The sequence below is a fragment of the Streptomyces sp. PSU-S4-23 genome (genome assembly GCF_055632315.1).
Genome location: NZ_JBVMUU010000002.1, coordinates 770,008 through 794,167 on the forward strand (window position 1 = coordinate 770,008; position 24,160 = coordinate 794,167).

Sequence of the window (24,160 nt, forward strand, 5' to 3'; positions counted from 1 at the left end):
TCCAGCCAGTTGCTGCGTCGGCCCTGGACTCCTCCCCCGGGTACCCGGAGGAGGCACGGAAACTCACCCCGTCGCGGGACGGGGCGGGACCGGGTGGGCCACGGCCGTCCGACGGCCACCGCCGCGGGCGGCACCGCGAGCCGCCACTTCCGCGGCCGCCGCCGCCAGTCCCGGCCGGGGGCTCGACAGCACCGGCACGGTGGCGGTGGTCAGCCGCTGCGCCGGCGCCATCGACGCCTGGGCGAGCACGATCGCATCGGCGTCCGTGACGGTGTCGGCGATGTCGGCCACCGCGCGGACACAGCCCTCGGTGTCCCCCGCCCGGAACCGGTCCCACGCGCCCTCCACCAGCAGGGTGCGCACCTCGACCGGGCGTCCGGCGGCCTCCTCCCGGATCAGCGCCGCCGTCGGCCCCAGGGTGCTCTCCACGGTGGCGAGCACCATGACGCGGGGGCCCGCCGCCACCGCGGCGGCGGCCATAGGCCGGTCCACCCGGAGCACGGGCACGCCGACGACGGTGCGCTCGGCGACCGCGCCGATGGTCGAGCAGGTGCACAGCACGGCGTCGGCGCCCGCCGCGGCCGCCTCGCCGAGGAGGCGCCGGACGTCGCCGGCCACGGCCGCGGGGCCCTGCTCACGCGCCCGCTCCAGCAGTTCCTCGGCCACCAGGTGCCGCAGCCCGAGCCCCGGATGGGCGTCGTCGCGCAGGGCCTCGAAGACGGGGATGTGGACGGGCGAGGTGTGCAGCAGGGCGAGCGTGCCCTCGCGCGGGGATGCCGGAGCGGTCATCGGATGCGTGTTCGTCCCGTCGGGTCAGACCCCGACGGCCTGCGGGCTGCGCTTCTGGTCCGACCCCGGCACCGGCTCGGACGGGTCGCCTCCGAGGGCCACGATCCGGTTGTCGGCGTCCACGTGCACCACCCGCGGCTTCAGGGACCGCGCCTCGGCGTCGGTGACCTGCGCGTAACTGATGATGATCACCAGATCGCCGGGGCTGACGAGATGGGCCGCCGCCCCGTTGATACCGATGACGCCGGATCCGCGCTCGCCCTCGATGACGTAGGTCTCCAGGCGGGCCCCGTTGGTGATGTCCACGATGTGGACGAGCTCACCGGGCAGCAGATCGGCGGCGTCGAGAAGATCCGCGTCGATGGTCACGGATCCGACGTAGTGCAGGTCGGCCTGGGTGACGGTGACACGGTGGATCTTCGACTTGAATATTGTACGAAACATGAAGCAACTCCCGACTTGTCTGCTCCCTGCCTGCTTATTGCGGGTCAAGGGCGATGTTCGGAGGCTACAACGTTTCGCATGTGTGGTCAGCCGTCGCCGGGTGTTTGAGGACTCACACTGACCCGTTGCTGACTTTTCTGACGGCGCGCCAGTCGTATGCGCACACGCGTCATGGGCTCTCGTCGCGTTTTCCTTTCCAGGTGGTCGAAGAGCCTGAGGAGCGCTTCGACCGGCTGAGCAAGGGACACGGCGTAGCTCTCGTCGAAGAGGTCAACGCCGGTATGCCTCGTTCCTGATGCGGGGAGGTACGGCTCCCGTACACACGACTGACAAGAAGCTGTCACACGTGTGCTGGAATGCGGGTCCGGCGGGCGCCCGTTCTGACTGGCATGACTCTTGGAGTAGCAGGGTCATCGAACTCTCCGGCGGCCGCCGGGCTGCCGACGTGGCCGTGATCGGCAACGAGGCGGCGGTCGAGCCGAAGTGCGACGTTACCGCGACGCCGGCGCCACCGAGGTCGTGTTCTCGGGCACCGAGATCGCGGGAGAGGTGGACCGCCGTCGCACGTGGGCGCTCCTCGGCGAACTGGCCCGGATGAGTGCACCCATCGGGCGTCGGCCCGGCAGATGTCCCACGCCCTGTGCGAGGCCGAGCCTCGCTTGATCAAGGAGAACTCATGACCACCGAGAACACCACGACAGACTTCCGGGCTTTCACCGATGACTGGCTGGGCTGGTACCGCGCCCAGGAGGCCAGGCTCGCCGACCCGCACGGGTTCCTGGCCATCACCGGCCTGCACTGGCTCGACGACCGGCCGCAGCGTTTCCCCGACGCGCCCGGTGCGTGGCACAGCGGCCGCGACGGGGTCGTCGTCACCCTCGACGACGGTGAAGAACTGGTCGTCGACAGAGCGCCGGTGCGGGGTGAACACCGCTTCGGCGTGCTTGCCGAGCGCAGTGGAGTCGATGCGGTATGGAAAGACGCCGTCATCGAGGTCGCGAAGCGAGGCGGCCGTGACATCGTGCGCCCCCGGCACCCGGACGCGCCGCTGCGTACCGCCTTCACCGGAACACCCGCCTACGCCCCCGACCCGCGCTGGGCCGTGACGGGCCGGTACGTCCCCTTCGACGAGGCGCGGCCGACCACCGTGGGCGCGGCCGTCGAGGGCCTTGAGCATGTGTACGACGCTCCGGGCAGGATCGAGTTCGAGTTGCACGGGCGTCAGCTGTCCCTGACCGCGTTCCCCGGCCGTGGCGCCGGCCGGCTGATGATGCTGTTCACCGACGCGACCTCCGGGATCACCACCTACGCCGCCAACCGGGTCCTGGCCGTCGAGCCTCCCGCAGCCGACGGCACGGTCGTCCTGGACTTCAACCGCGCCGCGAACCTGCCGTGCGCCTACACGGACCTGGCCACCTGCCCGCTGCCACCGGCCGAGAACCGGCTGCCGGTGGCGATCGAGGCGGGTCTGAAGATCCCCCGCGAGCGCGGCGGGTCCTGAGCCGTGCTGCCGGCCGAGGTGACGGCGGGCGGCAGCCCGTGGCCCCGCCCGGCTCAGTCCTGAGGAGCGTCTCCGGCGGAAGGTCCCGGTGCCGGTGTGCAGTCGTACTCGGATGATGGTGCAGCAAGCTGGTCTTGCGGGTGCCGAAGGCCGGCGATCCGGCACGGCGGCGCCGCCTTGGGGAGCCGTGACAGCGACCTGCGTGTCAACCACAGTGCCATGGCGACAGCGGCCACGACGGGACGTTCCAGGAAGGTGAAACGGCCACTGCCGACCTGTTCGCACTGGCCGAGCCCGGCCACCCCACTCCCGGCTGGTGGGACGGGCTCATCGGCGCAGGGCACGCCCTCGACACGGACCGCTGGTTCGTCGTGGCTCCGAACGTGCTCGGCGGTTGCCAGGGCAGCACCGGACTGTCGTCCCGCACGCCAGACGGACGCCGCCGGGGTGGTCGCTTCCCCTTCCTGACGCAACGCGACCAGGTGGCGGCCGAGGCCGGCCTGGCCGACGCCCCGGGCATCGACAGCTGGGCACTGGTCGTCGGCGGATCGATGGGCGGAATGCGGGCGCTGGAGTGGGCCGTGTCGCATCCAGAACGGACGCGGGCGCTCCTGGTGCTCGCCCGGCCGCCGCGGCGAGCGCGGAACACATCGCCTGGGCGAACATCCAGCTCCATGCCATCCGCAGCGGCCCGCACTGGCGCGGCGGCGACTACCACGACGGCGGCCCCGGGCTCGGCCCGCATGCGAGGCTCGTCCTGGCCCGTCGCCTCGCCCACATCACCTATCGCAGCGAACCCGAGCTGCAGACCCGCTTCGGGCGCACGCCGCAGGGCGCGGAGGAGCCCTGGAGCGGCGGCCGATACCAGGTCGAGTCCTACCTGGACCACCACGCCGCCAAGCTCGTGTGCCGCTTCGACGCCGGCAGCTACGTCGCCCTGACACAGGCCATGAACAGTCACGACATCGGTCGCGGCCGGGGCGGCACGCGGGCCGCCCTGAGCCGTGTCACGGCCAGGACGCTCGTCGCCGGGGTCGGCTCCGACCGTCTCTATCCCCTGTCCCAGCAAGCCGAGTTGACAGTCGGCATCCCTACAGCAGATCACCTCCGGGTGACCGAGTCCCCGTACGGTCACGACGGCTTCCTCATCGAACTGGAACAAGTCGCCGCGCTCGTGGGAGAACTCGTCGGATAGACCGAGACCGACCGTAAGCTTCCTGACGTGCCGCGCCTACCGCCCCGTGGCGTACCGTCCCTCGGAGCCGTGGCCCTCACGCCGCACCGGGTGAACAACCTCGCCGAGTCCGGCTGGCCGCGACCTACTCATCGGCGTTGCCACTCTTCGGCCAGGAGTCGGTAGGAGCGCACCCGGTCGGCGTGGTCGTGGGTGATGGTGGTGATGATCAGCTCGTCCGCTCCGGTGGCTTCCTGAAGTTGTTCGAGCTGGTCGGCGACGCTCCCCGGAGAGCCGACGAACCGGGTGTCGACGCGGTCGGCCACCAGTGCCCGGTCCGCCTCGGTCCAGGCGTGGCTGCGGGCCTGCTCCGGGGTCGGGAAGGGGATGGCGCCCTCGGCCGTGCGGATGCTGCGGACCCACAGGCCGTAGCCGGTGGCCAGTTCGCGGGCGGTCGCGTCGTCCTCGGCGACGACCACGTCGGCGGATACGCTGACGTAGGGCTTGTCGAGATGATCGGACGGCTGGAACGCGGCGCGGTAGCCCTCGGCGGCCTCCAGCACGGTGGCGGGGCTGACGTGGTAGTTGGCGGCGAAACGCAGACCGTTGCGGCCTGCTACGTCGGCGCTCTGCCCACCGCTGCTGCCGAGTATCCATACCTGCACCTCGGCGCCCTCGCCCGGTACGGCGTGCGCTTCGATGCCGTCCGCCGAGCGGTAGTCGCCGCGCAGGAGGGCGAGTATGTCGTCGACCTGCTCGCCGTAGTCCTGGCGGACGGCGCCGGGCTGGTGCAGCAGTTGCTGCTGGAGCAGGAATCGCGGCGAACCGATCAGATGCTCCGGAGAGAATCGTGGCGGGATCTTCAGACCGTTGGGGGCGCGTCCGTCGACGACGGGTGTGGCGGTCGGCCGGGGTCCGGCCGACCGGCCCTGGGGACGGCCACCCGAGCGGCCGAGGCCCAGGTCGAGACGCCCGGGGTGCAGAGCGTCTATCAGCCCGAACTCCTCGACAGTGGACAGGGCGGTTCGGTGACCCAGTTGTACGGCCCCGGAGCCGATCCTGATCGTGGAGGTCGCGGAGGCCGTCAGGGCGAGTACGACGGCGGGAGAGGTTCCGGCCACACCCGGGTTGAGGTGGTGCTCGGCGAACCAGTAGCGGGTGTAGCCGAGTCGCTCGGTCTGCTGGGCGAGGTCGATGGTGTTGCGCAGGGCCTCGGCTGCGGTGGAGCCGGACGAGATCGGAACGAGGTCGAGAACCCCGAGGGGGATGCCGGACATGATCGGATGCTCCTAGCGGTCGGTGGGCACGGATGGGGGCGCGGGGGCGAACTCGGGTGTGAGTTCGGACGTGGCTTCGGCGAGGACGGGAGCCCAGGTGAACGGTGGGTCGGGAATGTCGCGGCGTAGCGCGGGGGCGATGTCGGACTGGAACGCGAGATATCCCTCGAACGCCGGACGGTATGCGGCGATCGCTTCCTGCGAGGTGCGGGCCGCGTAGTAGCCGGCCGTCCCCGCGCCGACGACGGCCTGCGCCGGGTCGTGGCCGTAGTGCTCCCATCGTTCCCGGTAGTGGCGGATCAGTTCGGCGTACGGCTCGATGGGGTGGGTGACGTTGGCCGAGAAGAGCGGATCTCCATACCGGGCGGCGAGGTCGACCGATTTCCGGCTCGTCGCGCTGCCGTGCCAGACCCGGATGGGCTGCTGGAGCGGCCGTCCGGCGCCCGGCTGTCACTCGCCCTGGAGGCGTTCGAGCGGATGCGTGCCGACATCGCCGCGATGGGCGCGCGCACCCCGCATGAACTGATGCGCTGCGCGGAGGTCACGTTCATCCGCGGCTGCGCGGAGATGACCGCCCGGGCTCCCCTGGCCCGCACGGAATCCCGCTGGGGCCTCTACCACGACCGGCTCGACCACCCCCACCGTGACGACGCGTCCTGGTTCCACCACCTCGATCTGCGCAAGTCCCCATCCGGCGCGATGGAGTTCACGGCACGCCCCGTGGCGCCCTATCTGGTGCCGGTGCACGGCTTCACCCCGGTCGGCGGCCCCTCACGGCACCTCGGCGAAGTCCACCCGGACCAGGTGGCGACGGCGGGCGCCCGGGACGTGGCCCCAGTAACGCCGCGACCGGAGCCCGGCGTTGCCGCCACAACCGCCCGCCCCGCTACCGGGGCGGAGGCCCCAGCCACACCGCGCCTCCTCGAACTCCTCGCCCTGTCGGAGGAGGAACCCGAACTCTCCGCACTCAACGTCTTCCCGACCCCGACCCCGAGCCCGCGGTCCGCGGGTCGCGGGTCGCGGGTCGCGGGTCGCGGGTCGCGGGTCGCGGGTCGCGGGTCGCGGGTCGCGGGTCGACGACCCTGACGCCCTGGTGCGCGGGGCCGCCTACACAGCCCTGGGCACGACCGGCTGCCCACCCCTTCTGGCCGTACACGCCGAGTCAGCGCTGTCCGACCCCGCCTGGCAGGTGCGGGCCGACGCCGCCACCGCCTTGTCCGCCGCGGACCGCGGCATTGCCGTCCCCGCACTCGCCAAGGCCGTAGCCGACCCCAACGCCGACGTCTGCAAGGCCGGCGTGCCGGCCCTGACCCGGCACCGTGCCGCCGAGGAGGCCCGAGCAGCCCTGGCCACGGCGACGGCGGACTCGGACGCGGACGTCAGGGCCTATGCGGCGCGAGCACTGTGCCGACGTCCTGGCGACGGACCGGGAGTCCCGCCGCGTTCGGAACCACGTGGGTCATCGCGGGCTCTCGGCGGCGGCGAAGGGCACGTGAACCGAGGCTGCTGCCTGCTGACCGTACGGGTGCCGCCACAGGCCCTGCGCCTGAAGCCTCGGCAGGACGCCCTCGCCGAACCAGTACGCCTCCTCCAGGTGCGGGTAGCCGGAGAGGACGAACTCCTCGATGCCCAGGGCGTGGTACTCCTCGATCCGCTCGGCCACCTCGGCGTGGCTGCCGACCAGCGCTGTGCCCGCACCGCCGCGCACCAGGCCGATGCCGGCCCACAGGTTGGGATAGATCTCAAGGGCATCGAGGCTGCCGCCGCCGTGCAGGGCGAGCATGCGCTGCTGGCCCTCGGACTCGCTGCGGGCGAGCCCGGCCTGCACCGACCGCACCGTCTCCGGGTCGAAGCCGTCCAGGAGCCGGTTCGCCTCCGCCCACGCCTGCTCGGAGGTGTCGCGGGTGATGACGTGCAGCCGGATTCCGAAGCGGAGGGCACGGCCCTGCTCGGCGGCCAGCCCCTTGATCCAGGCGATCTTCTCAGCGACCTGGGCGGGCGGCTCCCCCCAGGTGAGATAGGCGTCGGCGTACCGCGCCGCGACCTCACCGGCGACGGGCGACGAGCCGCCGAAGTACACCTCGGGGACGGGGTCGGGCAGCCGCGCCAGCCTGGCGTCCTCGACCCGCAGGTGCTCGCCGTCCAGGTCGACGGTCCTCCCCTTCCACAACTCCCGTACGACCTGGAGGAATTCTCCGGTACGGCGATACCGCGCCTCCTTGTCGAGGAAGTCACCGTAGGCGCGCTGCTCGTGGGTCTCACCTCCTGTGACCACGTTGAGCAGCAGCCGGCCGCCGGTGTGCCGCTGGAAGGTGGACGCCATCTGCGCGGCCAGTGTCGGTGAGACGAAGCCGGGTCTGAAGGCGACCAGGAACTTCAGTCGCTCGGTGTTCTGGCTGACCATGGCGGTGGTCAGCCAGGCGTCCTCGCACCAGGCGCCGGTAGGGGTGAGCGCACCGGTGAACCCGAGGTCCTCCGCGGCGCGCGCGATCTGGCTCAGATAGGCCACCGTGGGCGGCCGGTCCTGCCCCGAGGCGGTGGCCGGGGTGCCGTGGCCGCCGCCGACGACATGACGGCTGTCGCCGTTGGTGGGCAGGAACCAGTGGAAGGTGAGGCTCACGGAAGCTCACGCCTTTCGCTCATCGTCGTCGGCGGTCATGATCGGGACGCTCATCCGGCGGCGGCCAGCAGGGCCGTACGGCTGCCGAGGGCTTCGGAGAACTGGTCGACCACCTGTGCTAGGGCCTCGGCCGGGCCCGGCGCGATCGTCAGCGTGCCGTCATCGCCCACCGCGATGTCCTTGTCCAACGTGAACCAGCCCTGGACGATGTGCCCGGCGCCCATGGAACTGAGTACCGGGCGCAGGGCGTAGTCGATCGCCAGAACGTGCGCCGTGGTTCCGCCGGTCGCCAGCGGAAGGACGGTCTTGCCGGCCAGACCGTACTGCGGCAGCAGATCGAGCAACGACTTCAGCAACCCTGAGTAGGCGGCCTTGTAGACGGGAGTACCGATCACGACCCCGTCGGCACGGTCGAACAGCGCGGTCGCCTCGACGATCGCCGGGTGCCGGAAGTCGGCGCCGAGCAGGGCCTCGGCGGGGATCGTGCGGACGTCCAGCGGGATCACCTCGTGTCCCTGGGCCGTGAGCCGCCTGTCCAGGTGGCGCAGCAGGCGGGCGGTGCGGGAGGTGGTGGAGGGACTTCCGGAGACGGACAGGACGGTGGCCATGGCGGACCCTTCGGAGCGTGGGACGGTCGTGGGATCGGTGCGGGGCCGCGGACTGCGGCCCCGCACCTGTGAGGACGGCCTGAGTGGACGGCTACTTGTCGGTCTTGGGCAGGCCGGGCGGATTGATCTCCGACTTCGCCACGGCTTCGCCGGACAGGCCCCAGCGCTTCAGCACCTTCGCGTACGTTCCGTTGTCGATGACCTCGTTGAGGGCGTCGGCGAGCGCCTTGACCAGTCCGTTGTCCTTCTTGGTGGTGGCCGCGATGAGGCCCTGGAGGGTGGCACCGGCACCGGAGTACGTGCCGACGACTTCCGTATTGCCCGTGGTGGCGGCGTGGTAGGCGGCGGTCGGGTTGGGGCCGAGGTAGAGGTCGATCCGGCCGGACCGGAGGGCGAGGTAGGTGTCGCTGTCGTTCTGGTAGTACTTGATGTTCACCGGCTCGAGGCCGGCCTTCACATCCTCCTTGCTCCACTCGACGAGCAGCTTCTCCTGGTTGGTGCCGCTGCCCACGGCAACCGTCCTGCCCGCCACGTCCTTGGGCCCGGTGACCTTCAGGCCGCTGCCCTTCTTCGCCTCGAAACCGAGGTTGTCCTCGCGGTAGGAGGCGAAGTCGTACTTCTCCTTGCGTTCCTCGGTGTCGGTGATGTTGCTGAAGCCGACGTCGTACTTGCCGCTGTCGAGGCCGACGAAGATGTTCTCCCAGGAGACCGTTTTGATGTGCGGCTTGAGGCCGAGGACGTCGGCGACCAGGTGGGCGAGGTCGGGCTCGACACCGATGAGGGCCTTGTTGTCGGTGGCGTAGAAGGTGAGCGGCGCTGCGGAGCCGGAGGAGTCGACGATCTCCAGGGTGCCTCTCCTGCGGATCGTCTCTGGGACCTCGGCGGCGATGGAGTCGACCTTGTCCGTCGTGATGCGGTTCTGGTCGGGGCTGATGTTGATCTCCGTCCTGGTGCCCTTCGTGGCCGCCACCTCGGTGGTGCCGCCGTCGGAAGGGTTGCTGCAGGCGGCGAGGACGAGGGCGGAGGTGAGTCCGAGCGCGACTGCAGCGGAGCGGCGGGCGAGGTGGGTGGACACGGTCGTTCTCCTTGCGTGGGCGTGCGAAACGGGGTGAGAGGAGGTCAGAGGACCTTGGAGAGGAAGGCGCGGGTGCGTTCCTGCTGCGGGTTGTCCAGGACGGCTGCGGGCGGCCCCTGCTCCACGACGACGCCGCCGTCCATGAACACCACGGTGTCGGCCACCTCGCGGGCGAAGCCGACCTCGTGGGTCACGACGATCATGGTGGTTCCGGTACGGGCCAGGTCCTTGATGACGTCGAGGACCTCGCCGACGAGTTCCGGGTCGAGCGCCGAGGTGGGCTCGTCGAAGAGCAGCACCTTCGGTTCGAGGGCGAGCGCGCGGGCGATGGCGACTCGCTGCTGCTGGCCGCCGGAGAGCTGACGCGGGTAGGCGTCGGCCTTGTCGGCGAGGCCGACCCGCTCCAACAGCCGACGGGCCCTTTCCTCCGCCTCTTTGCGTGGGCGGCGCAGCGCGGAGACGGGGGCCTCGACGAGGTTGTCCAGCACGTTCAGATGCGGGAAGAGATTGAAGTTCTGGAAGACGAACCCGATGTGGGTGCGCTGCTTCAGGACGTCCTTCTCCTTCAGCTCGTGCAGCTTGCCACCCGCGCGGCGGTAGCCGATGAGCTCCCCGTCGATGCTGATCCAGCCGCGGTTGACCTTCTCCAGGTGGTTGATGGTGCGCAGCAGCGTGGATTTCCCGGAGCCGGACGGGCCGAGGATCACGGTGACCTCGCCGGTGCGGACCTTCAGGTCGACGCCGCGGAGCACGTCCAGCGGGCCGAAGCTTTTGTGGACGCCGTGGACGTCCACCATGACCTCGCTCATCGGCTGTCTCCCAGGGGTCCCAGGGCCTTCAGGGGCACGACCGGCCGGCTGCGCTGGGCCGCCGTGGCGCGCAGGTCGCGTACGAACCGGCGCACACGCTGGACCGGGGTGGGCGGCGGGGTGCGATTGGCGCCCCGGGCGTAACGGCGCTCGACGTGGTACTGGGCGACCGACAGCAGGGAGGTCAGCACCACGTACCAGGCGGTGGCGACCAGCAGCAGCGGGATCACCCGGCCGTTGCGGCCGTAGATCACCTGCACCTGGTAGAACAGCTCGCCGATGGACATCACGTAGACCACCGAGGTGCCCTTGAGCAAGCCGATGATCTCGTTGCCGGCCGTGGGCAGGATGGCGCGCATGGCCTGCGGCAACACGATCCGGCGGATCTGCCGCAGCCGGGGAATACCCAGCGCCGCGGCGGCCTCCAGCTGCCCGTGGTCGACGGCGATGACGCCGCCGCGCACGATCTCGGCGGCGTAGGCGGCCTGGTGCAGCGTCAGCCCGATGACGGCGGCGCCGATGGTGCCGATGAGGCTGTTGCTGTCGACGGACCAGAACACCGGCCCGAAGGGGATGCCGACGCCCAACTCCTTGTAGAGCGCGCTCAGGTTGAACCAGAACACCAGCTGGACGATCATCGGGATGGACCGGAAGATCCAGATGTAGGTCCAAGCGACGGTCTGCAGCACCGGGCTGCGCGACAGGCGCATGAAGGCCAGCACAGTACCGAGAGCGAAGCCCAGCACCGTGGCGTAGGCGGTGAGTTGGAGGGTCACCCACACCGCCTGGACGATCGTCTCGGACAGGACGTAGTCGCGGAAGACGCCCCACTCCCAGACCGGGTTGGTGGCCAGACCGTGCACGAATTGGGCGGCCAGCACGATCACGGCGACGGCCGCCGTCCAGCGGGCGTAGTGGCGGGCGGGGACGACCTTGAGGGCGTCCGGGTTGTCCGGAGCGGACGGGGCGGCGGGGGCGGCGCCCCGGGAGGTCGTATCGGGCGGGGCGGCGTCAGTGGTGGATGCCATCGTGTTGTTCCTGCTCGACTCTTACGTGTGCTCGGGCGGGTTGGTCCGGGATGCCTCGATCGCGGAGGCGGAGGTGCTCCACTTCTTGAGGATTCGGGCGTATGTGCCGTCCTCGATCAGCTCGTTGACGGCAGCCCGGAACGCCTTGGTGAGCGGGGAGCCCTTCTTGAAGGCGAAGCCGACGTCGAGGCGGTGGTACTCCCCAAGGAAGGTGGTCTGCGACACGGGCTGTGCGGCCTGATAGCGCAGGCCGTTGATGGTCGACATGATCACGTCGATGCGGCCCTGCTGGAGCGCGGTGAGGGTCGCCGCGTTCTCCGAGTAGACCTTCACGTCGTACGGCTTCTTGCCCGCCTTCGCGCACACGCCCTTCTGCGCGGTGAGGGTCGCCTCGAAAGTGGTACCGGCCCCGGTCCCGATGGTCAGCCCGCACAGCTGGGTGAGGGCGGTGACCTTCGTCTTGAGTACCGTGCTGCCCTTCTTCACCGCGAAGCCCTGGCCGTCATTGATGTAGGTGACGAAGTCGATGGTCTTCAGGCGTTCGGTGGTGACGCCGAAGTTGCCGGTGCCGAAGTCGTACTTGCCGCTGCCCAGGGCCGGCAGGATCGTCTCGAACGAGGCGTCCTGACGTTGCAGTCTGACGCCGAGGACCTTGGCCGCGGCATCGGAGAGGTCGATGTCCTGGCCGGCGGGCGCCTTGTCCGGGCCGTTCGGGTAGTACGCGCCCGGCGGGAACCCGATCGAGCTGCCGACCCGGAGTGTGCCCGCCTTGCGCACGTCGGCGGGCAGCAGGGCGGCGACGGAGTCCACCTTGTGTACGGCGGCGACCGGGTCGTCGGTCGGGGCTGGCGATGCCTGGGCACCCCCTGCCGTGGGGCCGGGGGTGTCGCCGGAGCCGCAGGCGGTCAGCAGGAGTACGGGCAGCACCGCGATGCCGGCGGCGACGCGCAGACGGGTTCTGATCGATCGGAGGTTCACTGGTCGGCTGCCTTTCCCGTGCGCGCTGCAAGTGCTTCGGTGGACAGGCGCTTCTCGAAGGGCAGCGGGCCGATGGATTCCGGGTCGGACTCCATGTCGAACAGCGGGGTGTAGCCGGTGGCCAGGTACAGGCCGCGGGCCTCGGGCTGTCGCGGCCCGGTGGTCAGGTAGATCCGCCGGTAGCCGCGAGTGCTCGCCTCGCGTTCCAGTTCGGCGACGACGCGTCGGGCCAGACCGCGCCGCCGGTGAGCGGAGTGCGTCCAGATCCGCTTCAGTTCGGCCGTGGTCGCGTCGTAGCGGCGGAAGGCGCCGCCCGCGACGGCCTCGCCGTGCTCCAGCAGCAGGAGGAGCAGTCCTCCGTACGGCGGGGTGAACTCCTCGTCGGGGTAGCGGGCGAGCTCGACGTGGGCGTCCTTGCCGTAGCGGGTCGAGTACTCGTGGCCGAGTTCGCGCAGGAGGGGTCTGACACGCGGGTCGGAGACCGGGACGTGAATGATGGGCAAGCCGGCTGCTGGGGACGGTGGTTGAGATACAGAAGTCATTCGCCCACCGCCGCAAGGGTCTGCGTCCCCCGTGCCGTCCGCTCGGCGTCGCGCTTGGCGACCTCCTCACGGACGATCGGGATCACGTACCGGCCGAAGTCGATGGCATCGCCCAGCAGGTCGTAGCCGCGGGCGGAGAGGATGTCGACACCGAGGTCGTAGTAGTCCAGCAGGGCCTGGGCGACCGTCTCCGGGGTGCCGACCAGGGCGTTGGAGTTGCCTGCGCCGCCGGTGGCGGCGGCGGTGGGGGTCCACAGGGCTCGGTCGTAGCGCTCCCCCGCCTCGGCAATGGCGATCAGCCGCTGTGAGCCTGTGTTCTCCGGGGCACCGCTGCGGTGGTGCCGTACGAGGCCGGCCTCGCGCCGCTCCCGGATGGCACCGACCGTACGGTGGGCCTTCTCCCAGGCCAGATCCTCGGTCGGGGCGATGATCGGGCGGAACGCCACCTGGATGCGCGGCACGCCGGTGCGGCCCGCGGCCCTCGCGGCGGCCTTCACCTTCTCGATCTGCTCGGCGGTCTTCTCCAGGGGTTCCCCCCACAGGCAGTAGATGTCCGCCTCCGCGCCCCCCGCGGCGTACGCGGCAGGTGACGAACCGCCGAACGACACCTTCGGACGGGGCTGTTGAACGGGAAAGACGTCGCTGACGAAGTCGTGGAAGCGGTAATGCTCGCCCTCGTGGTCGAAGGGCTCGTGGCTGGTCCAGACCCTCTTGACGACCCGGATGTACTCGCGGGTGCGGATGTAGCGCTCGTCCTTGGTGAGGGTGTCGCCCTCGCGACCCTGCTCGTGGTCGTTGCCGCCGGTGATGAAATGCACGGTCAGCCGGCCCTCGCTGATCTGGTCGAGGGTGGCGAAGGTCTTCGCGGCGAAGGTCGGGTACGAGACGTTCGGGCGGTGGGCGAGCAGGATCTGGAGACGGTCCAGTCTGCTCGCGACGAACGCGGCGGCCGGCGCCGGATCCGGCGAACCGGAACCGTAGGCGAACAGCACCCGGTCCCACCCGTGCTCCTCGTGTGCCCGGGCAAGCCGGAGCGTGTACTCCTTGTCGAAGGCGGCGCCGGAGCGCGGGGTGGTTTCGGAGCCGTCGTTGGTGGCGGCAATGCCAAGGAACTCCACTGGCATGGGAGATGGCCTTTCCTCAAGTCTTCGGTGCCGTGCCCGGACGAGCAGGGCAGCGTGCGGGCACGGCGGAGCAGCCCTGCGGCCCCTGTGACGGCACGCCTCGGGCGCTGGGAGAGAGTGAGCAAGTGTGACAACGCCGGGCGATGCGCCTCGGCGAGGCACGGCGGCAGCAGCGCGTGTCCGGTCTCGCAGGACCGCCCCCACGCAGGTTCAGCGCGTGTCAGCGCGGGAGTGCGGCGGTGCTACGAGGGAGGGAACTCGGCCCACGACGGGGTGACCGAGGGAGGGAAGGGCCGATCAGACAGCCCGCTGCCGCTTCAGGCGCAACACGCGGCGGACCACACCCGACCGAAGTCGATGTGGCCACGGGTGACCAGGCGCTGATCGGCATTCATGCGATTAATTGAGCAATACATCTCGCGTCTCGTCAACTACGGCCCGGATGCCGGACAAGCGTTGAGCACATCCTGCGTGGTTGACACCTACGCGCTGTGGCCCCATACGATCGAGAACAGACCGGCTCCGCTACGCGCGACAGCCGCACCGGCCGCGTTGAGGGACGCGGCGACCTGATGGCGCCGAAACCGGGCGGCCTGCCCCGTGCCCGCCCTGTCTTTGCCCGGATTCCCTGAACGTGTGTGTTGCCGCCGTGTGGTCACCGGCGTCCGCGCCTCCCTCCCCCGGAGAGAACTCCTGATGGTTTCACCGTCCGACACCACTGATTCCTCCTCCCTCTCGGCATCCGTGTCACCCGCAGGACGCTTGAAAGCCCCGGTACAAGTGCCCGCCGACGATCTGCCGCGCATCGTGCCGCGCCGGCACCTCGGCCGCTGGCTGGCGGCCGGCGCGGCGCTGCTGGTCTTCGCCATGGCGGTCAACTCCGTAATCCGCAACCGCGCATTCCAGTGGGATGTGGTCGTCCGGTACTTCACCACCGCCGCCGTGCTCGACGGGCTGCTGCTCACCCTCTGGTTGACCGGGGTGGTGATGGTGCTCGGCTTCCTGCTCGGCACTCCCTTGGCCGTGATGCGGCTGTGCGCCAATCCGGTTCTGCACACGCTGAGTTGGGGCTATGTGTGGATTTTCCGGTCCACCCCGCTGCTGGTGCAGCTGCTGTTCTGGTTCAACATCGGAGCCCTCTACCCGACGCTCGGCCTCGGCATCCCCTTCGGGCCTCAGTTCGTCACCGTCAAGACGGTCAACCTGCTCGGCCCCACCCTCACCGCCGTCATCGGGCTGACCCTGCACGAAGCCGCCTACGCCGCCGAGGTGGTACGCGGCGGCATCCTCTCGGTGGAAGCCGGCCAGACGGAGGCTGCCCAGGCTCTCGGCATCGGCAGACTTCGCACTCTGCGCCGGATCGTCATTCCGCAGGCGATGCGCTCCATCGTGCCGGCCGCCGGAAACATGCTGATCGGCACGCTGAAGGGCACCAGCATCGTCAGCGTGCTTGCCGTGCACGACCTGCTGTACTCGGTGCAACTGGTCTACAACCAGACCTACCAGGTCATCCCGCTGCTGACGGTCGCCACCCTTTGGTACATCGCCGCCACGACCGTGCTCAGCGCGGGACAGTTCTACGTCGAGCGCCACTATGCGCGTGGCTCCGCGCGCACCCTGCCGCCCACACCTCTGCAGAGGCTCAAGGTGCGTGGGGCCGAACTTCGTGCATGGCTGGAAAGGGCGACCGCACCCGAGGTCCGGCCGGCCGTCAACGGCGACCAGTGAGCCCTCCACGGTATGACCCACCCCACATTTCCTATTGATTTACTAGGGAAGTATTGACGTCCTTCCTGCGGCGTGCGCAGGATGATGCACATGTCCCCCGCGCAGCAACGACTCGTTCGTCGTCGGCATGTCGACTTTGGTCACGTCGTCAGTGCCGCCTGCTGTCACGCGTAAGGCACACGGCTGACACTCAGCACGTGCCGCTCCGCTCCTTCTCTCTCATTCCGGGCGATCAGGCGAGCCGATTTCCGCTGCAGCTGATGTCCCGACGTACTCCCGAAGGACGACCGCCATGACCACGGCACTTCCGGCCCAGGCCAACCCCCCGTCGGGCTCGCCGCTCCCCGATATGCGCCATCTCCGCCTCGTCGGAGGCGACGCGCAGGGTGGCGACGGCGGAAACGGTTCCGCTCCCCTCGTCGGCTACCTCGTTCTGGTCCCCGAGGGCACCGATCCCGCCGAGCTCTTCGCCAAGGACGTGACACGACCGGAGATCCGACCAGTGGCCTATACGGACTCACCTCCGGTGCGGCAGACGGGAAGCGATGCCGTCCGTATCGACACCGCGCGACACGTCGCAGAACTGGATGGACGTGAACTCGATCTCACGTACCTGGAGTTCGCACTGTTGGCACATCTCGATTCGCATCCCCATCAAGTGCACTCGCGCGAGCAACTGATGGCCCGCATATGGGGCTACGACCACATCGGCGACGGCCGCACCGTGGATGTCCACATCGCGCGTCTGCGCCGCAAGCTGGGCGCGGCCCACCGGCACCGGATCGTCACCGTACGGCGGGTGGGTTACAAATACGTACCCGACCAGCAGCAGAGCTCCGACTCGACACCTTGCCGTTGACCTTGAGGAGACCTCCGCCATGGGCGTTGCCCCTGCGCCGTCCGGCCCCCTTTCGGAGTCCGACCGAACCGGGCCCGGCCGCACGCACTGGCTGCGCGTGGCCCGCGAGACGGCGGACGACCTGGCCACGGACGCGGTGGCCCGGGAACAGGCAGGCAAGGCCCCGCTCGATGAGGTGTCCCGGTTACGCGAGGCGGGATTGCTGACGCTCCTCATACCGGCAGAGTCAGGAGGAGGCGCGGACTGGCCCACGGCCTACGCCGTGGTCCGGGAGATCGCCGCAGCCGACGGCGCGATCGGTCAACTGCTCGGCTGTCACTACTTCCTGTCGTGGAGCGCCCGGTTTTTCACCGAGCGCTCCCGCGTCGCCCGACTCGAGCGACAGTACGCGCTGGAGCAGTGGTGCTGGGGTGGCGGTCTGGCCCGTCAGGACTCCCCTCTGACGTTGACCAGGGCTCGCGGCGGCCATGTGCTCAACGGTCGCCAGAGTTACCCCACCGGAGTCCTGGTCGCCGACCGCCTCGCCGTTCGGGCCGTGCGCGCCGACACCGGCGAACCACTCGCCGTCGTCGTCGATCCCGCCCACCACGGCGTCGGTATCGATGGCGACGCCGACACCTTCGGCCAGCGCCTCGCGGCCGGCGGAAGCGTGGAGTTCGACGCCGTACCGGTTGCCGCCGACGACGTCCTCGGTTCCCTGTCCGCGGACGAGGACATCCTGTCGCCCCTGGCTGCCCTGGCCTCTCCGGTGGGGCGTCTGCTGTCCGTCCAGCTCCGTCTCGGCGTGGCCGAGGGAGTGCTCGCCGAAGCCCGGGAGTACAGCCGGGCGGGTCACTCGCCCTGGCACCTCGCCCGGCCGGTCGGCTCCCCCCAGGACCCGCAGGTGCTGGCCGCCTACGGGGAACTCACCGTCCTCACCCGCTCCGCGTCCGCACTCACCGATCAGGCGGTGGAGGCCGTGCACGGCGGACTGACACGCGGAGAAGACCTCACCTACGACGAATACGCGGACATCTCCATCCTCGTCGCCATGGCCGAAGCCGCCGCCTCCCGGGCCGCGCAGGAGTCCACCACCCGTGCCCTGGACATCGTCGGCGTCCGCTCCGCGTCCTCGCGGCTGGGCTTCGACCGCTTCTGGCGCAACGCCCGAACCCACACCCTGTACGAGCCCGTCGCTCACCGGCTCCGCGATGTGGGGGACTACTTCCTCAACGGCGAACATCCGCCATTCGTCCTGCCTGCCTGACCGTTATCGGCCGGCCCGGAACGCCGAACCAGCAGCAATTGAATTGCTGCGAGATGCATGAGGTCCGATCCCTCCAGCAGATTCGCCGCGAGTCCGACTTTCCACGCCTGCCGCACAGGCAATTGTGAACGCCGTACTTCACCCACATGTCGGACCGTTGAGAATATGAGACGGACACGCAAGCGCCGTTGACCTGGCTGGATTTCGCTGCGATTCTCTTGACTGTGAGCAAGTCCGAGAACCTCACCGCGCGCCTGCACGTCGACCTGCGACGTCAGGCCGGCGCCATCTGTTCTGTCGGTCGTTGTACCCGCTGACAGGCGCAGCCACGCTCATTTCATGATCGGTTTCTGCGTCAGGCCGCGCCTGCGTAAACCTGGGGCTCACCACAGCCATTTCTGATGAGCTCGTGATCTCTATTCACCACCACTGAGCGCTGGCCGCGCGCACTCTCTTCCATCACTTCTCGTCACGCCTTCCCAGTGACACCGACGTACTTGGCAACCGCACGGTACGCACTCCAGCCGCTCCATCGATCTCGAACAGGACCCATCCATGGCCACGACGGCATCGAACCGACGCCAGTTTCTCTCTCTGCTCGGCCTTTCGGCGGTGGCCGTGAGCTGCGGCACGACCGCGACCGGAGCCACCTCCGGCGACGGGGGGACCAAGACGCTGCGATACCAGGGCTGGGCGGGCCAAGTGACCCTGCCGGAGCTGGCCGAGGACCTCGGCTATCTGGGCGATGTGAAGCTGAAGTGGATCGGCAACACGATCAGCGGGCCGCAGGACATCCAGTCCGCGGCCACGGGCCAGGTCGACTTCGGCGGGGCCTTCAATGGCGCGGTCGTGAAACTGGCGGCGAACGGGGCCCCCGTCAAGGCGGTCATCAGCTACTACGGCTCCGACAAGTACGCCTACAACGGCTTCTACGTCCTCGAGGACAGCCCGATCAGATCGGCCAGGGACCTGATCGGCAAGAAGGTCGGCATGAACACCCTCGGCGCCCATTCCGAGGCCATGCTCGACATCTACCTGCAGCGAGGCGGCCTGCCCCGGGCGGAGATCGGCAAGGTCGAGCCTCTCGTGATCCCTCCGGTCAACACTGAGCAGACGCTGCGCCAGAAGCAGATAGACGTGGCCGTGCTCGGCGGCATCCTGCGCGACAAGGCCCTGGCAGCCGGGGGCGTCCGACCGCTGTTCACCGACTACCGACTGCTCGGCGCGTTCAGCGCCGGCACCTACGTGATGACCGACCGCTTCCTGAAGCAGAACCCTGACACGGCCCGGGTCTTCGTCACCGGTGTCGGAAAGGCCATCGAGTGGGCCCGCTCCACTCCGCGCGACGAAGTCGTCGCCCGGATGACCGGCATCGTCAAGAAGCGTGGCCGTAACGAGGACACCGCGCCGCTGAAGTACTGGCGCTCCTTCGGCGTCGCCGAGACGGCGGGCCGGATCACCGACAAGGAGCTGCAGCTGTGGATCGACTGGCTGGCCGAGCGCGGAGACATCAAGAAGGGCCAGGTCAAGGTGGCCGATCTCTACACCAATGAGTTCAACGCGGCTTCTTCCGCCTCGACCAGCGGGAGCTGACCCATGCCGGAATCCAGCACTGCCAAAATCGTTCTGCAGCAGGTACGGAAGGAGTTCACCGTCAAGGACCGGGCGAATCAGGCCCGGCAGGGCTCCCGGTTCACCGCCCTGGACGGCATCAACCTCGACATAGCGGCCGGCGAGTTCATGGTCCTGGTCGGACCGAGCGGCTGCGGGAAGTCGACTCTGCTCGATCTCCTCGGCGGCCTCGCCCAGCCCACCGGCGGACAGATCCTGTTGGATAGCAAACCCGTCACCGGCCCGGGCCTGGACCGCGGCGTCGTCTTCCAGCAGTACGCGCTGCTGCCGTGGCGAACGGCACAGGGCAACGTCGAGTTCGGCCTGGAGGCCACCGGCGTCCCTCGTCGTCAACGGGCGGCGCTCGCCCGTGAGTTCCTGGCTCTGGTGGGCCTGACAGGGTTCGAGGACCGCCACCCGCATGAGCTGTCGGGCGGGATGCGGCAGCGGGTGGCGATCGCCCGCAGCCTCGCCTACGACCCCGATGTGCTCCTGATGGACGAGCCGTTCGCCGCGCTGGACGCCCAGACCCGGGAGTCGCTGCAGGACGAACTGTTGCGCATCTGGCAGCGCACCGGCAAGACCGTCGTCTTCATCACGCACGGCATCGACGAGGCCGTCTACCTGGGGCAGCGCGTGGCTGTCATGACGTCGAGGCCCGGCCGCATCAAGCAGATCGTGCCGGTCGCCTTCGACGCCCGCACGGCGACGGACGACCTCCGCTCCAGTCCCGAGTTCGCCCACCACCGGCACGAGATCTGGTCGCTCCTGCACGACGAGGTGGCCAGGGCCCAGCAGTTGGAGAAGGAGGAGGCTTCCGTATGAGCCCCACAACCGGCACGGCCACCGCCAAGACCACGTCGCCGGGGTCTGCGAGCACCACCGCGCCCGTCCCGGCTGCTCCCCCTGCTGCGTCCACCACCTCGTCCGGGATGCCCGGGGCATCGGACGTACGCCGGGGCCCCTCCCCCACGGCCCGGGTGCGCCGGGCGGCGTCACGCCTGCCGTCCCTGCTGGTGAAGGGGGCGACCAAGTCCGTGGCGATCGTGGCTCTGCTGATCCTGTGGGAGACCGCACCGCGACTCGGCCTGGTCGACCGGACCTTCCTGCCGCCCTTCAGCGAGGTCGCCCGCGCCTGGTGGGGGCTGGCCGCCGACGGCCGGCTCGCCGACAACGCACGCGCCAGTCTGGTCCGCTCCTTCAGCGGATTCGGTATCGCCGTGGCCGTCGCGGTGCCGCTCGGCCTGTTGATCGGCTGGTACCGGCCGGTCGCCGACCTTCTCGGTCCACTGCTGGAGGTCTTCCGCAACACCGCGGCGCTGGCCCTGCTGCCGGTGTTCGTGCTGTTGCTGGGCATCGGCGAGACCTCGAAGATCTCCATCGTGGTGTACGCGTGCACCTGGCCGATCCTGCTCAACACCATCAGCGCGGTCCGCACCGTCGACCCGACCCTGCTGAAGCTCGCGAAGTCGATGGACCTGTCCGCACTCCGGCTGTTCCAGAAGGTCATCCTGCCGTCCTCGATACCGGTGATCTTCACCGGCATCCGGCTGGCGGGAGCGGCGTCCGTTCTGGTCCTGGTCGCCGCCGAGATGATCGGCGCCAAGGCCGGCCTCGGTTACCTGATCAACGCCTCGCAGTACAACTTCGCGATCCCGCAGATGTACGCGGGCATCGTCACGGTCTCCGCCATCGGCGTGGCCTTCAACCAGGTCCTGGTAGCCGTGGAACGGCGGCTCAGCTCCTGGCGCGTACCCGCGCGCGACTGACCCGGCCGCCTGCTCGTCCCACTGCCTCCGCTCCCGTCACACGAGCGGTTCGACTCACGGACCGCGACGGCCCGCGCCCACGACGTCCGCTGTGCGCCGATCACCCCACTCCACCGACCCGAGGTACCTCATGACCACCACCAGCCCCCGTCAGCTGCATCTCAACGCCTTCCTGATGAACGCCGGCCACCACGACGCCGCCTGGCGACACCCCCGTACTCAGCCCGAACGCGTCACCGATCTGCGCTACTTCCAGCAGCTCGCGCAGACCGCCGAGCGCGGCCTGCTCGACTCGGTCTTCCTCGCCGACGGCCTAGCCCTGTGGGGCAAGGTCCGGCACAACGCGCTCGGCGGCTTCGAACCGCTGACCCTGCTGTCAGCCCTGGCGGCCGTCACGGACCGCGTCGGCCTGATCGCCACCGTCTCCACCACCTTCAACGAACCCTTCCACACCGCCCGCAAGTTCGCCTCCCTGGACCACATCAGCGGTGGCCGGGCCGGCTGGAACATCGTCACCTCCGGCACGGTGAACGAGGCCCGCAACTTCGGGCAGGACGAGCACCTGGAGCACCAGCTGCGCTACGAGCGGGCGCGGGAGTTCGTCGAGGTCGCCACCAAGCTGTGGGACAGCTGGGAGGACGAGGCGATCCTGCTCGACCGTGAACGCGGCGTCTACGCCGACACCGACAAGGTGCGGGAGATCAACCACCGCGGGGAGTACTTCGGGGTGCAGGGCCCCCTGAACGTACCCCGCACCCCACAGGGATATCCGCTGCTGGTGCAGGCTGGCTCCTCGGAGGACGGCAAGGAGTTCGCCGCCCGGTACGCCGAGGCCGTCTTCACCGCCCAGCAGACCCTCGCCGACGGCCAGTCCTTCTACAAGGACCTCAAGTCCCGGCTGGCCCGCCACGGCCGTACCGGGGACCAGCTACTGGTCCTGCCGGGTATCGCCCCCGTCATCGGCTCGACCGAGGCGGAGGCACACGCGTTGGAGCAGGAACTGACCGCACTTCAGGTCCCGGAATACGGACTCGCCCAGCTCTCCGGGATGCTCGGGACCGATCTGACCGGGCTGCCGCTGGACGGACCGCTGCCCGACCTGCCCGAGGAACGGGACATCAACGGCAACAAGAGCCGTTTCACGCTCGTCGCCGAACTCGCTCGCCGCGACGGCCTCACCCTGCGCGAGCTCATCGCCCGTCTCGGCGCCGGACGCGGCCACCACGTCTTCGCCGGCACGCCCGAGCAGATAGCCGACCAGCTCGAGGAGTGGTTCACCCAGGGCGCCGCCGACGGCTTCAACATCATGCCGCCCCATCTGCCGGGCGGCTTGGAGGACTTCGTCGACCACGTGGTGCCGATCCTGCAGCGGCGCGGCCTGTTCCGCACCGAGTACACCGGCCGCACCCTCCGCGAACACTACGGCCTGGCCCGCCCCGCCAACCGGCTGGTCGCGGCCGCCGCCGGAGAAAGGCAACCGGTATGAGCGGGCTGGAACTCACCGCCGACGTCCTGGTGGTCGGCGGCGGCCCCGCGGCCACGTGGGCCGCGCTCAAGGCGGCTCAGGACGGGGCCGACGTGGTCCTCGCCGACAAGGGCTACTGCGGCACCAGCGGCGCCACCGCCTCGGCCGGTACCGGCGTCTGGTACGTCCCCCCGGAGCCCGCCGCACGGGAGGCGGCCATGGCGAGCAGGGAGGCCCTGGGCGGATACCTGGCCGACCGGCGCTGGATGGCCCGGGTTCTGGACCAGACATACGCCGGAATGAACGAACTCGCGGCGGCCGGGCGCTTCCCCTTCCCGACCGGGCCCGACGGGAAGCAGCTCAGGAACGGGTTGCAAGGGCCGGAATACATGCGCAGGATGCGGATCCGCGTCCAGCGGGCCGGGGCACGCATCCTCGACCACAGCCCGGTCACCGAACTGCTCACCGACCCCTTCGGCGCCGTCGCCGGGGCCAGGGGCCACCGGCGCCAGGCCGGGCAGCCGTACCGGGTGCGCGCCGGGGCGGTCGTCCTGGCCACGGGTGGCTGCGCATTCCTCAGCGGAGCGCTCGGCTGCAACGTCAACACCGGCGACGGTGCCCTGTTCGCCGCCGAGGCGGGGGCGGAGCTGTCGGGGATGGAGTTCTCCAACGCGTACGGCATCGCACCCGAGGGCACCTCCGTCACCAAGACCGCGTTCTACTCCTTCGCCACCTTCTACCGGGAGGACGGCACGGTCCTGGAGGGCGCAGCCAGCCAGGGCGGCAGGTCCGTGACCGCGCGAACGCTGCCCAGCGAGAAGGTGTACTGCTGCCTGGACCAGGCAGACGCGATCGCCCGGCAGGCGATGCGGCTGGCCCAGCCGAACTTCTTCCTCACCTTCGACCGGCTCGGCATCGACCCCTTCACCCGGCTATTCGCCGTCACGCTCCTCGCCGAGGGCACCGTGCGCGGTACCGGCGGCATCCGCATCTCCGGCGACGGCTGCTCCACCACCGTCCCCGGACTGTACGCGGCCGAGGACGCCGCGACCCGCGAGCTGATCTGCGGCGGCTTCGACGTCAGCCACACCCACGGCACCACTGGGGGTGGCCTCGTGATCGAACTGGTCTCGGCGGAACGATGCATCACCTGCGACAAGTGCATCAAGGTCTGTCCGACCAACGTCTTCGACCGGGGCGCGGACGGCATCCCCGTGCTTGCCCGCCGCGACGACTGCCAGACCTGCTTCCAGTGCGAGGCGAACTGCCCGGCCGACGCCCTGCACGTCGCGCCCCTGACTCGCCCGCTGCTCGGCGACTCCATGGCCCGGGACGAGGAGTACCTGGACCGTGCCGGCCTGCTCGGCAGTTACCGACGGCACATCGGCTGGGGTCGGGGCCGCACGCCCGGCGCCCTGCGAGCCGTCGGTCCTTCCCTCGGACCGCCGGGGTCCGAGGGAATCTCCCCGCCCATCACCTCCTGATGACCTCCCAGCCGATCACCTCCGCGATC

24 protein-coding genes and 3 pseudogenes are annotated in these 24,160 nt (G+C 69.8%); 15 read left to right on the plus strand and 12 right to left on the minus strand.

Annotated elements, in window-relative coordinates:
• Positions 1–63: 63 nt before the first annotated feature.
• Together ACZ79I_RS04235 and panD are read right to left on the minus strand one after the other, a co-directional pair.
• Complete coding sequence (locus ACZ79I_RS04235) at positions 64–789, minus strand: aspartate/glutamate racemase family protein (protein ID WP_471494186.1); 726 nt, start codon at positions 787–789, stop codon at positions 64–66.
• 24 nt (positions 790–813) lie between these two features.
• Positions 814–1,233: an aspartate 1-decarboxylase gene (gene panD, locus ACZ79I_RS04240; protein WP_471494188.1), complete on the minus strand. Its 420-nt coding sequence runs from the start codon at positions 1,231–1,233 to the stop codon at positions 814–816.
• A 125-nt stretch (positions 1,234–1,358) separates the two neighbouring features.
• Here panD and ACZ79I_RS04245 point away from each other — a divergent pair, with 125 nt between their 5' ends.
• From ACZ79I_RS04245 to ACZ79I_RS04260, 4 genes and pseudogenes are all read left to right on the plus strand, one after another.
• Positions 1,359–1,529: a hypothetical protein gene (locus tag ACZ79I_RS04245; RefSeq protein WP_471494190.1), complete on the plus strand. Its 171-nt coding sequence runs from the start codon at positions 1,359–1,361 to the stop codon at positions 1,527–1,529.
• 107 nt (positions 1,530–1,636) lie between these two features.
• A pseudogene (locus ACZ79I_RS04250) lies at positions 1,637–1,824 on the plus strand (LLM class F420-dependent oxidoreductase); the annotation flags it as partial.
• 85 nt (positions 1,825–1,909) lie between these two features.
• Entirely contained in the window at positions 1,910–2,734 is an 825-nt protein-coding gene (locus ACZ79I_RS04255) for a DUF1684 domain-containing protein (protein WP_471494192.1), read from the plus strand.
• A gap of 329 nt (positions 2,735–3,063) precedes the next feature.
• Positions 3,064–3,675, plus strand: a complete 612-nt coding sequence (locus ACZ79I_RS04260; RefSeq protein WP_471504749.1) for an alpha/beta fold hydrolase — start codon at positions 3,064–3,066, stop codon at positions 3,673–3,675.
• Positions 3,676–4,057: 382 nt separating this feature from the next.
• Here the strand turns inward: ACZ79I_RS04260 and ACZ79I_RS04265 are convergent, their stop codons facing one another.
• Both ACZ79I_RS04265 and ACZ79I_RS04270 read right to left on the minus strand, forming a co-directional pair.
• Positions 4,058–5,185, minus strand: coding sequence for an LLM class flavin-dependent oxidoreductase (locus ACZ79I_RS04265; protein WP_471494194.1), 1,128 nt, complete (start codon positions 5,183–5,185; stop codon positions 4,058–4,060).
• Between the two features lie 12 nt (positions 5,186–5,197).
• A pseudogene (locus ACZ79I_RS04270) lies at positions 5,198–5,620 on the minus strand (LLM class flavin-dependent oxidoreductase); the annotation flags it as partial.
• 90 nt (positions 5,621–5,710) lie between these two features.
• Between ACZ79I_RS04270 and ACZ79I_RS04275 the strand changes: the two are divergent.
• A complete protein-coding gene (locus ACZ79I_RS04275; protein WP_471504752.1) occupies positions 5,711–6,271 on the plus strand; it encodes a hypothetical protein in 561 nt (186 codons plus the stop codon).
• 7 nt (positions 6,272–6,278) lie between these two features.
• Positions 6,279–6,419 (plus strand): annotated as a pseudogene (locus tag ACZ79I_RS04280) (hypothetical protein); the annotation flags it as partial.
• A gap of 225 nt (positions 6,420–6,644) precedes the next feature.
• Here ACZ79I_RS04280 and ACZ79I_RS04285 read toward each other — a convergent pair.
• The 8 genes from ACZ79I_RS04285 to ACZ79I_RS04320 form a co-directional block, all read right to left on the minus strand.
• Positions 6,645–7,805, minus strand: a complete 1,161-nt coding sequence (locus ACZ79I_RS04285; RefSeq protein ID WP_471494196.1) for an LLM class flavin-dependent oxidoreductase — start codon at positions 7,803–7,805, stop codon at positions 6,645–6,647.
• Between the two features lie 50 nt (positions 7,806–7,855).
• The gene (ssuE, locus tag ACZ79I_RS04290) at positions 7,856–8,413 is read right to left on the minus strand and encodes an NADPH-dependent FMN reductase (RefSeq protein WP_471494198.1); all 558 of its coding nucleotides are present in this window, start codon (positions 8,411–8,413) and stop codon (positions 7,856–7,858) included.
• A gap of 91 nt (positions 8,414–8,504) precedes the next feature.
• Positions 8,505–9,488 carry an ABC transporter substrate-binding protein gene (locus ACZ79I_RS04295; protein ID WP_471494200.1) on the minus strand — a complete coding sequence of 328 codons (984 nt, stop codon included), beginning with the start codon at positions 9,486–9,488 and terminating at the stop codon, positions 8,505–8,507.
• 44 nt (positions 9,489–9,532) lie between these two features.
• Positions 9,533–10,297 (minus strand): amino acid ABC transporter ATP-binding protein, encoded by a 765-nt coding sequence (locus tag ACZ79I_RS04300; RefSeq protein ID WP_471494202.1) that lies wholly within the window; start codon positions 10,295–10,297, stop codon positions 9,533–9,535.
• The gene (locus ACZ79I_RS04305) at positions 10,294–11,325 is read right to left on the minus strand and encodes an amino acid ABC transporter permease (protein ID WP_471494204.1); all 1,032 of its coding nucleotides are present in this window, start codon (positions 11,323–11,325) and stop codon (positions 10,294–10,296) included. The genes ACZ79I_RS04300 and ACZ79I_RS04305 overlap by 4 nt, the downstream gene beginning before the upstream one ends.
• Before the next feature lie 21 nt (positions 11,326–11,346).
• Positions 11,347–12,303, minus strand: coding sequence for an ABC transporter substrate-binding protein (locus tag ACZ79I_RS04310; RefSeq protein ID WP_471494206.1), 957 nt, complete (start codon positions 12,301–12,303; stop codon positions 11,347–11,349).
• Positions 12,300–12,845, minus strand: coding sequence for a GNAT family N-acetyltransferase (locus ACZ79I_RS04315; protein WP_471494208.1), 546 nt, complete (start codon positions 12,843–12,845; stop codon positions 12,300–12,302). The genes ACZ79I_RS04310 and ACZ79I_RS04315 overlap by 4 nt, the downstream gene beginning before the upstream one ends.
• A complete protein-coding gene (locus ACZ79I_RS04320) occupies positions 12,842–13,969 on the minus strand; it encodes an LLM class flavin-dependent oxidoreductase (RefSeq protein WP_471494210.1) in 1,128 nt (375 codons plus the stop codon). The genes ACZ79I_RS04315 and ACZ79I_RS04320 overlap by 4 nt, the downstream gene beginning before the upstream one ends.
• 696 nt (positions 13,970–14,665) lie before the next feature.
• On the opposite strand from ACZ79I_RS04320, the gene ACZ79I_RS04325 reads away from it, so the two are divergent.
• The 9 genes from ACZ79I_RS04325 (at position 14,666) to ACZ79I_RS04365 (ending at position 24,131) form a co-directional block, all read left to right on the plus strand.
• Positions 14,666–15,697, plus strand: coding sequence for an amino acid ABC transporter permease (locus ACZ79I_RS04325; protein ID WP_471494212.1), 1,032 nt, complete (start codon positions 14,666–14,668; stop codon positions 15,695–15,697).
• Between the two features lie 292 nt (positions 15,698–15,989).
• Positions 15,990–16,556 (plus strand): winged helix-turn-helix domain-containing protein, encoded by a 567-nt coding sequence (locus tag ACZ79I_RS04330; protein ID WP_471494214.1) that lies wholly within the window; start codon positions 15,990–15,992, stop codon positions 16,554–16,556.
• A 19-nt stretch (positions 16,557–16,575) separates the two neighbouring features.
• Positions 16,576–17,802 carry an acyl-CoA dehydrogenase family protein gene (locus ACZ79I_RS04335; protein WP_471494216.1) on the plus strand — a complete coding sequence of 409 codons (1,227 nt, stop codon included), beginning with the start codon at positions 16,576–16,578 and terminating at the stop codon, positions 17,800–17,802.
• Between the two features lie 224 nt (positions 17,803–18,026).
• Positions 18,027–18,119: a putative leader peptide gene (locus ACZ79I_RS04340; protein WP_471494219.1), complete on the plus strand. Its 93-nt coding sequence runs from the start codon at positions 18,027–18,029 to the stop codon at positions 18,117–18,119.
• A 238-nt stretch (positions 18,120–18,357) separates the two neighbouring features.
• Positions 18,358–19,395, plus strand: a complete 1,038-nt coding sequence (locus ACZ79I_RS04345; RefSeq protein ID WP_471494221.1) for an ABC transporter substrate-binding protein — start codon at positions 18,358–18,360, stop codon at positions 19,393–19,395.
• A gap of 3 nt (positions 19,396–19,398) precedes the next feature.
• Complete coding sequence (locus tag ACZ79I_RS04350) at positions 19,399–20,238, plus strand: ABC transporter ATP-binding protein (RefSeq protein WP_471494223.1); 840 nt, start codon at positions 19,399–19,401, stop codon at positions 20,236–20,238.
• Positions 20,235–21,182, plus strand: a complete 948-nt coding sequence (locus ACZ79I_RS04355) for an ABC transporter permease (protein WP_471494226.1) — start codon at positions 20,235–20,237, stop codon at positions 21,180–21,182. Before ACZ79I_RS04350 ends, ACZ79I_RS04355 begins: the two co-directional genes overlap by 4 nt.
• A gap of 130 nt (positions 21,183–21,312) precedes the next feature.
• Positions 21,313–22,668 carry an LLM class flavin-dependent oxidoreductase gene (locus ACZ79I_RS04360; RefSeq protein ID WP_471494229.1) on the plus strand — a complete coding sequence of 452 codons (1,356 nt, stop codon included), beginning with the start codon at positions 21,313–21,315 and terminating at the stop codon, positions 22,666–22,668.
• A complete protein-coding gene (locus tag ACZ79I_RS04365) occupies positions 22,665–24,131 on the plus strand; it encodes an FAD-dependent oxidoreductase (RefSeq protein ID WP_471494231.1) in 1,467 nt (488 codons plus the stop codon). The genes ACZ79I_RS04360 and ACZ79I_RS04365 overlap by 4 nt, the downstream gene beginning before the upstream one ends.
• Positions 24,132–24,160: the final 29 nt, after the last annotated feature.

What these genes read in the sequence shown, in the direction of transcription:
- ACZ79I_RS04235 (WP_471494186.1), bottom strand. Translation starts at nt 789, where the DNA reads ATGACCGCTCCGGCATCCCCGCGCGAGGGCACGCTCGCCCTGCTGCAC.
- panD (WP_471494188.1), bottom strand. Translation starts at nt 1,233, where the DNA reads ATGTTTCGTACAATATTCAAGTCGAAGATCCACCGTGTCACCGTCACC.
- ACZ79I_RS04255 (WP_471494192.1), top strand. Translation starts at nt 1,910, where the DNA reads ATGACCACCGAGAACACCACGACAGACTTCCGGGCTTTCACCGATGAC.
- ACZ79I_RS04265 (WP_471494194.1), bottom strand. Translation starts at nt 5,185, where the DNA reads ATGTCCGGCATCCCCCTCGGGGTTCTCGACCTCGTTCCGATCTCGTCC.
- ACZ79I_RS04275 (WP_471504752.1), top strand. Translation starts at nt 5,711, where the DNA reads ATGCGCTGCGCGGAGGTCACGTTCATCCGCGGCTGCGCGGAGATGACC.
- ssuE (WP_471494198.1), bottom strand. Translation starts at nt 8,413, where the DNA reads ATGGCCACCGTCCTGTCCGTCTCCGGAAGTCCCTCCACCACCTCCCGC.
- ACZ79I_RS04300 (WP_471494202.1), bottom strand. Translation starts at nt 10,297, where the DNA reads ATGAGCGAGGTCATGGTGGACGTCCACGGCGTCCACAAAAGCTTCGGC.
- ACZ79I_RS04305 (WP_471494204.1), bottom strand. Translation starts at nt 11,325, where the DNA reads ATGGCATCCACCACTGACGCCGCCCCGCCCGATACGACCTCCCGGGGC.
- ACZ79I_RS04315 (WP_471494208.1), bottom strand. Translation starts at nt 12,845, where the DNA reads ATGACTTCTGTATCTCAACCACCGTCCCCAGCAGCCGGCTTGCCCATC.
- ACZ79I_RS04320 (WP_471494210.1), bottom strand. Translation starts at nt 13,969, where the DNA reads ATGCCAGTGGAGTTCCTTGGCATTGCCGCCACCAACGACGGCTCCGAA.
- ACZ79I_RS04325 (WP_471494212.1), top strand. Translation starts at nt 14,666, where the DNA reads ATGGTTTCACCGTCCGACACCACTGATTCCTCCTCCCTCTCGGCATCC.
- ACZ79I_RS04330 (WP_471494214.1), top strand. Translation starts at nt 15,990, where the DNA reads ATGACCACGGCACTTCCGGCCCAGGCCAACCCCCCGTCGGGCTCGCCG.
- ACZ79I_RS04335 (WP_471494216.1), top strand. Translation starts at nt 16,576, where the DNA reads ATGGGCGTTGCCCCTGCGCCGTCCGGCCCCCTTTCGGAGTCCGACCGA.
- ACZ79I_RS04345 (WP_471494221.1), top strand. Translation starts at nt 18,358, where the DNA reads ATGGCCACGACGGCATCGAACCGACGCCAGTTTCTCTCTCTGCTCGGC.
- ACZ79I_RS04350 (WP_471494223.1), top strand. Translation starts at nt 19,399, where the DNA reads ATGCCGGAATCCAGCACTGCCAAAATCGTTCTGCAGCAGGTACGGAAG.
- ACZ79I_RS04355 (WP_471494226.1), top strand. Translation starts at nt 20,235, where the DNA reads ATGAGCCCCACAACCGGCACGGCCACCGCCAAGACCACGTCGCCGGGG.
- ACZ79I_RS04360 (WP_471494229.1), top strand. Translation starts at nt 21,313, where the DNA reads ATGACCACCACCAGCCCCCGTCAGCTGCATCTCAACGCCTTCCTGATG.
- ACZ79I_RS04365 (WP_471494231.1), top strand. Translation starts at nt 22,665, where the DNA reads ATGAGCGGGCTGGAACTCACCGCCGACGTCCTGGTGGTCGGCGGCGGC.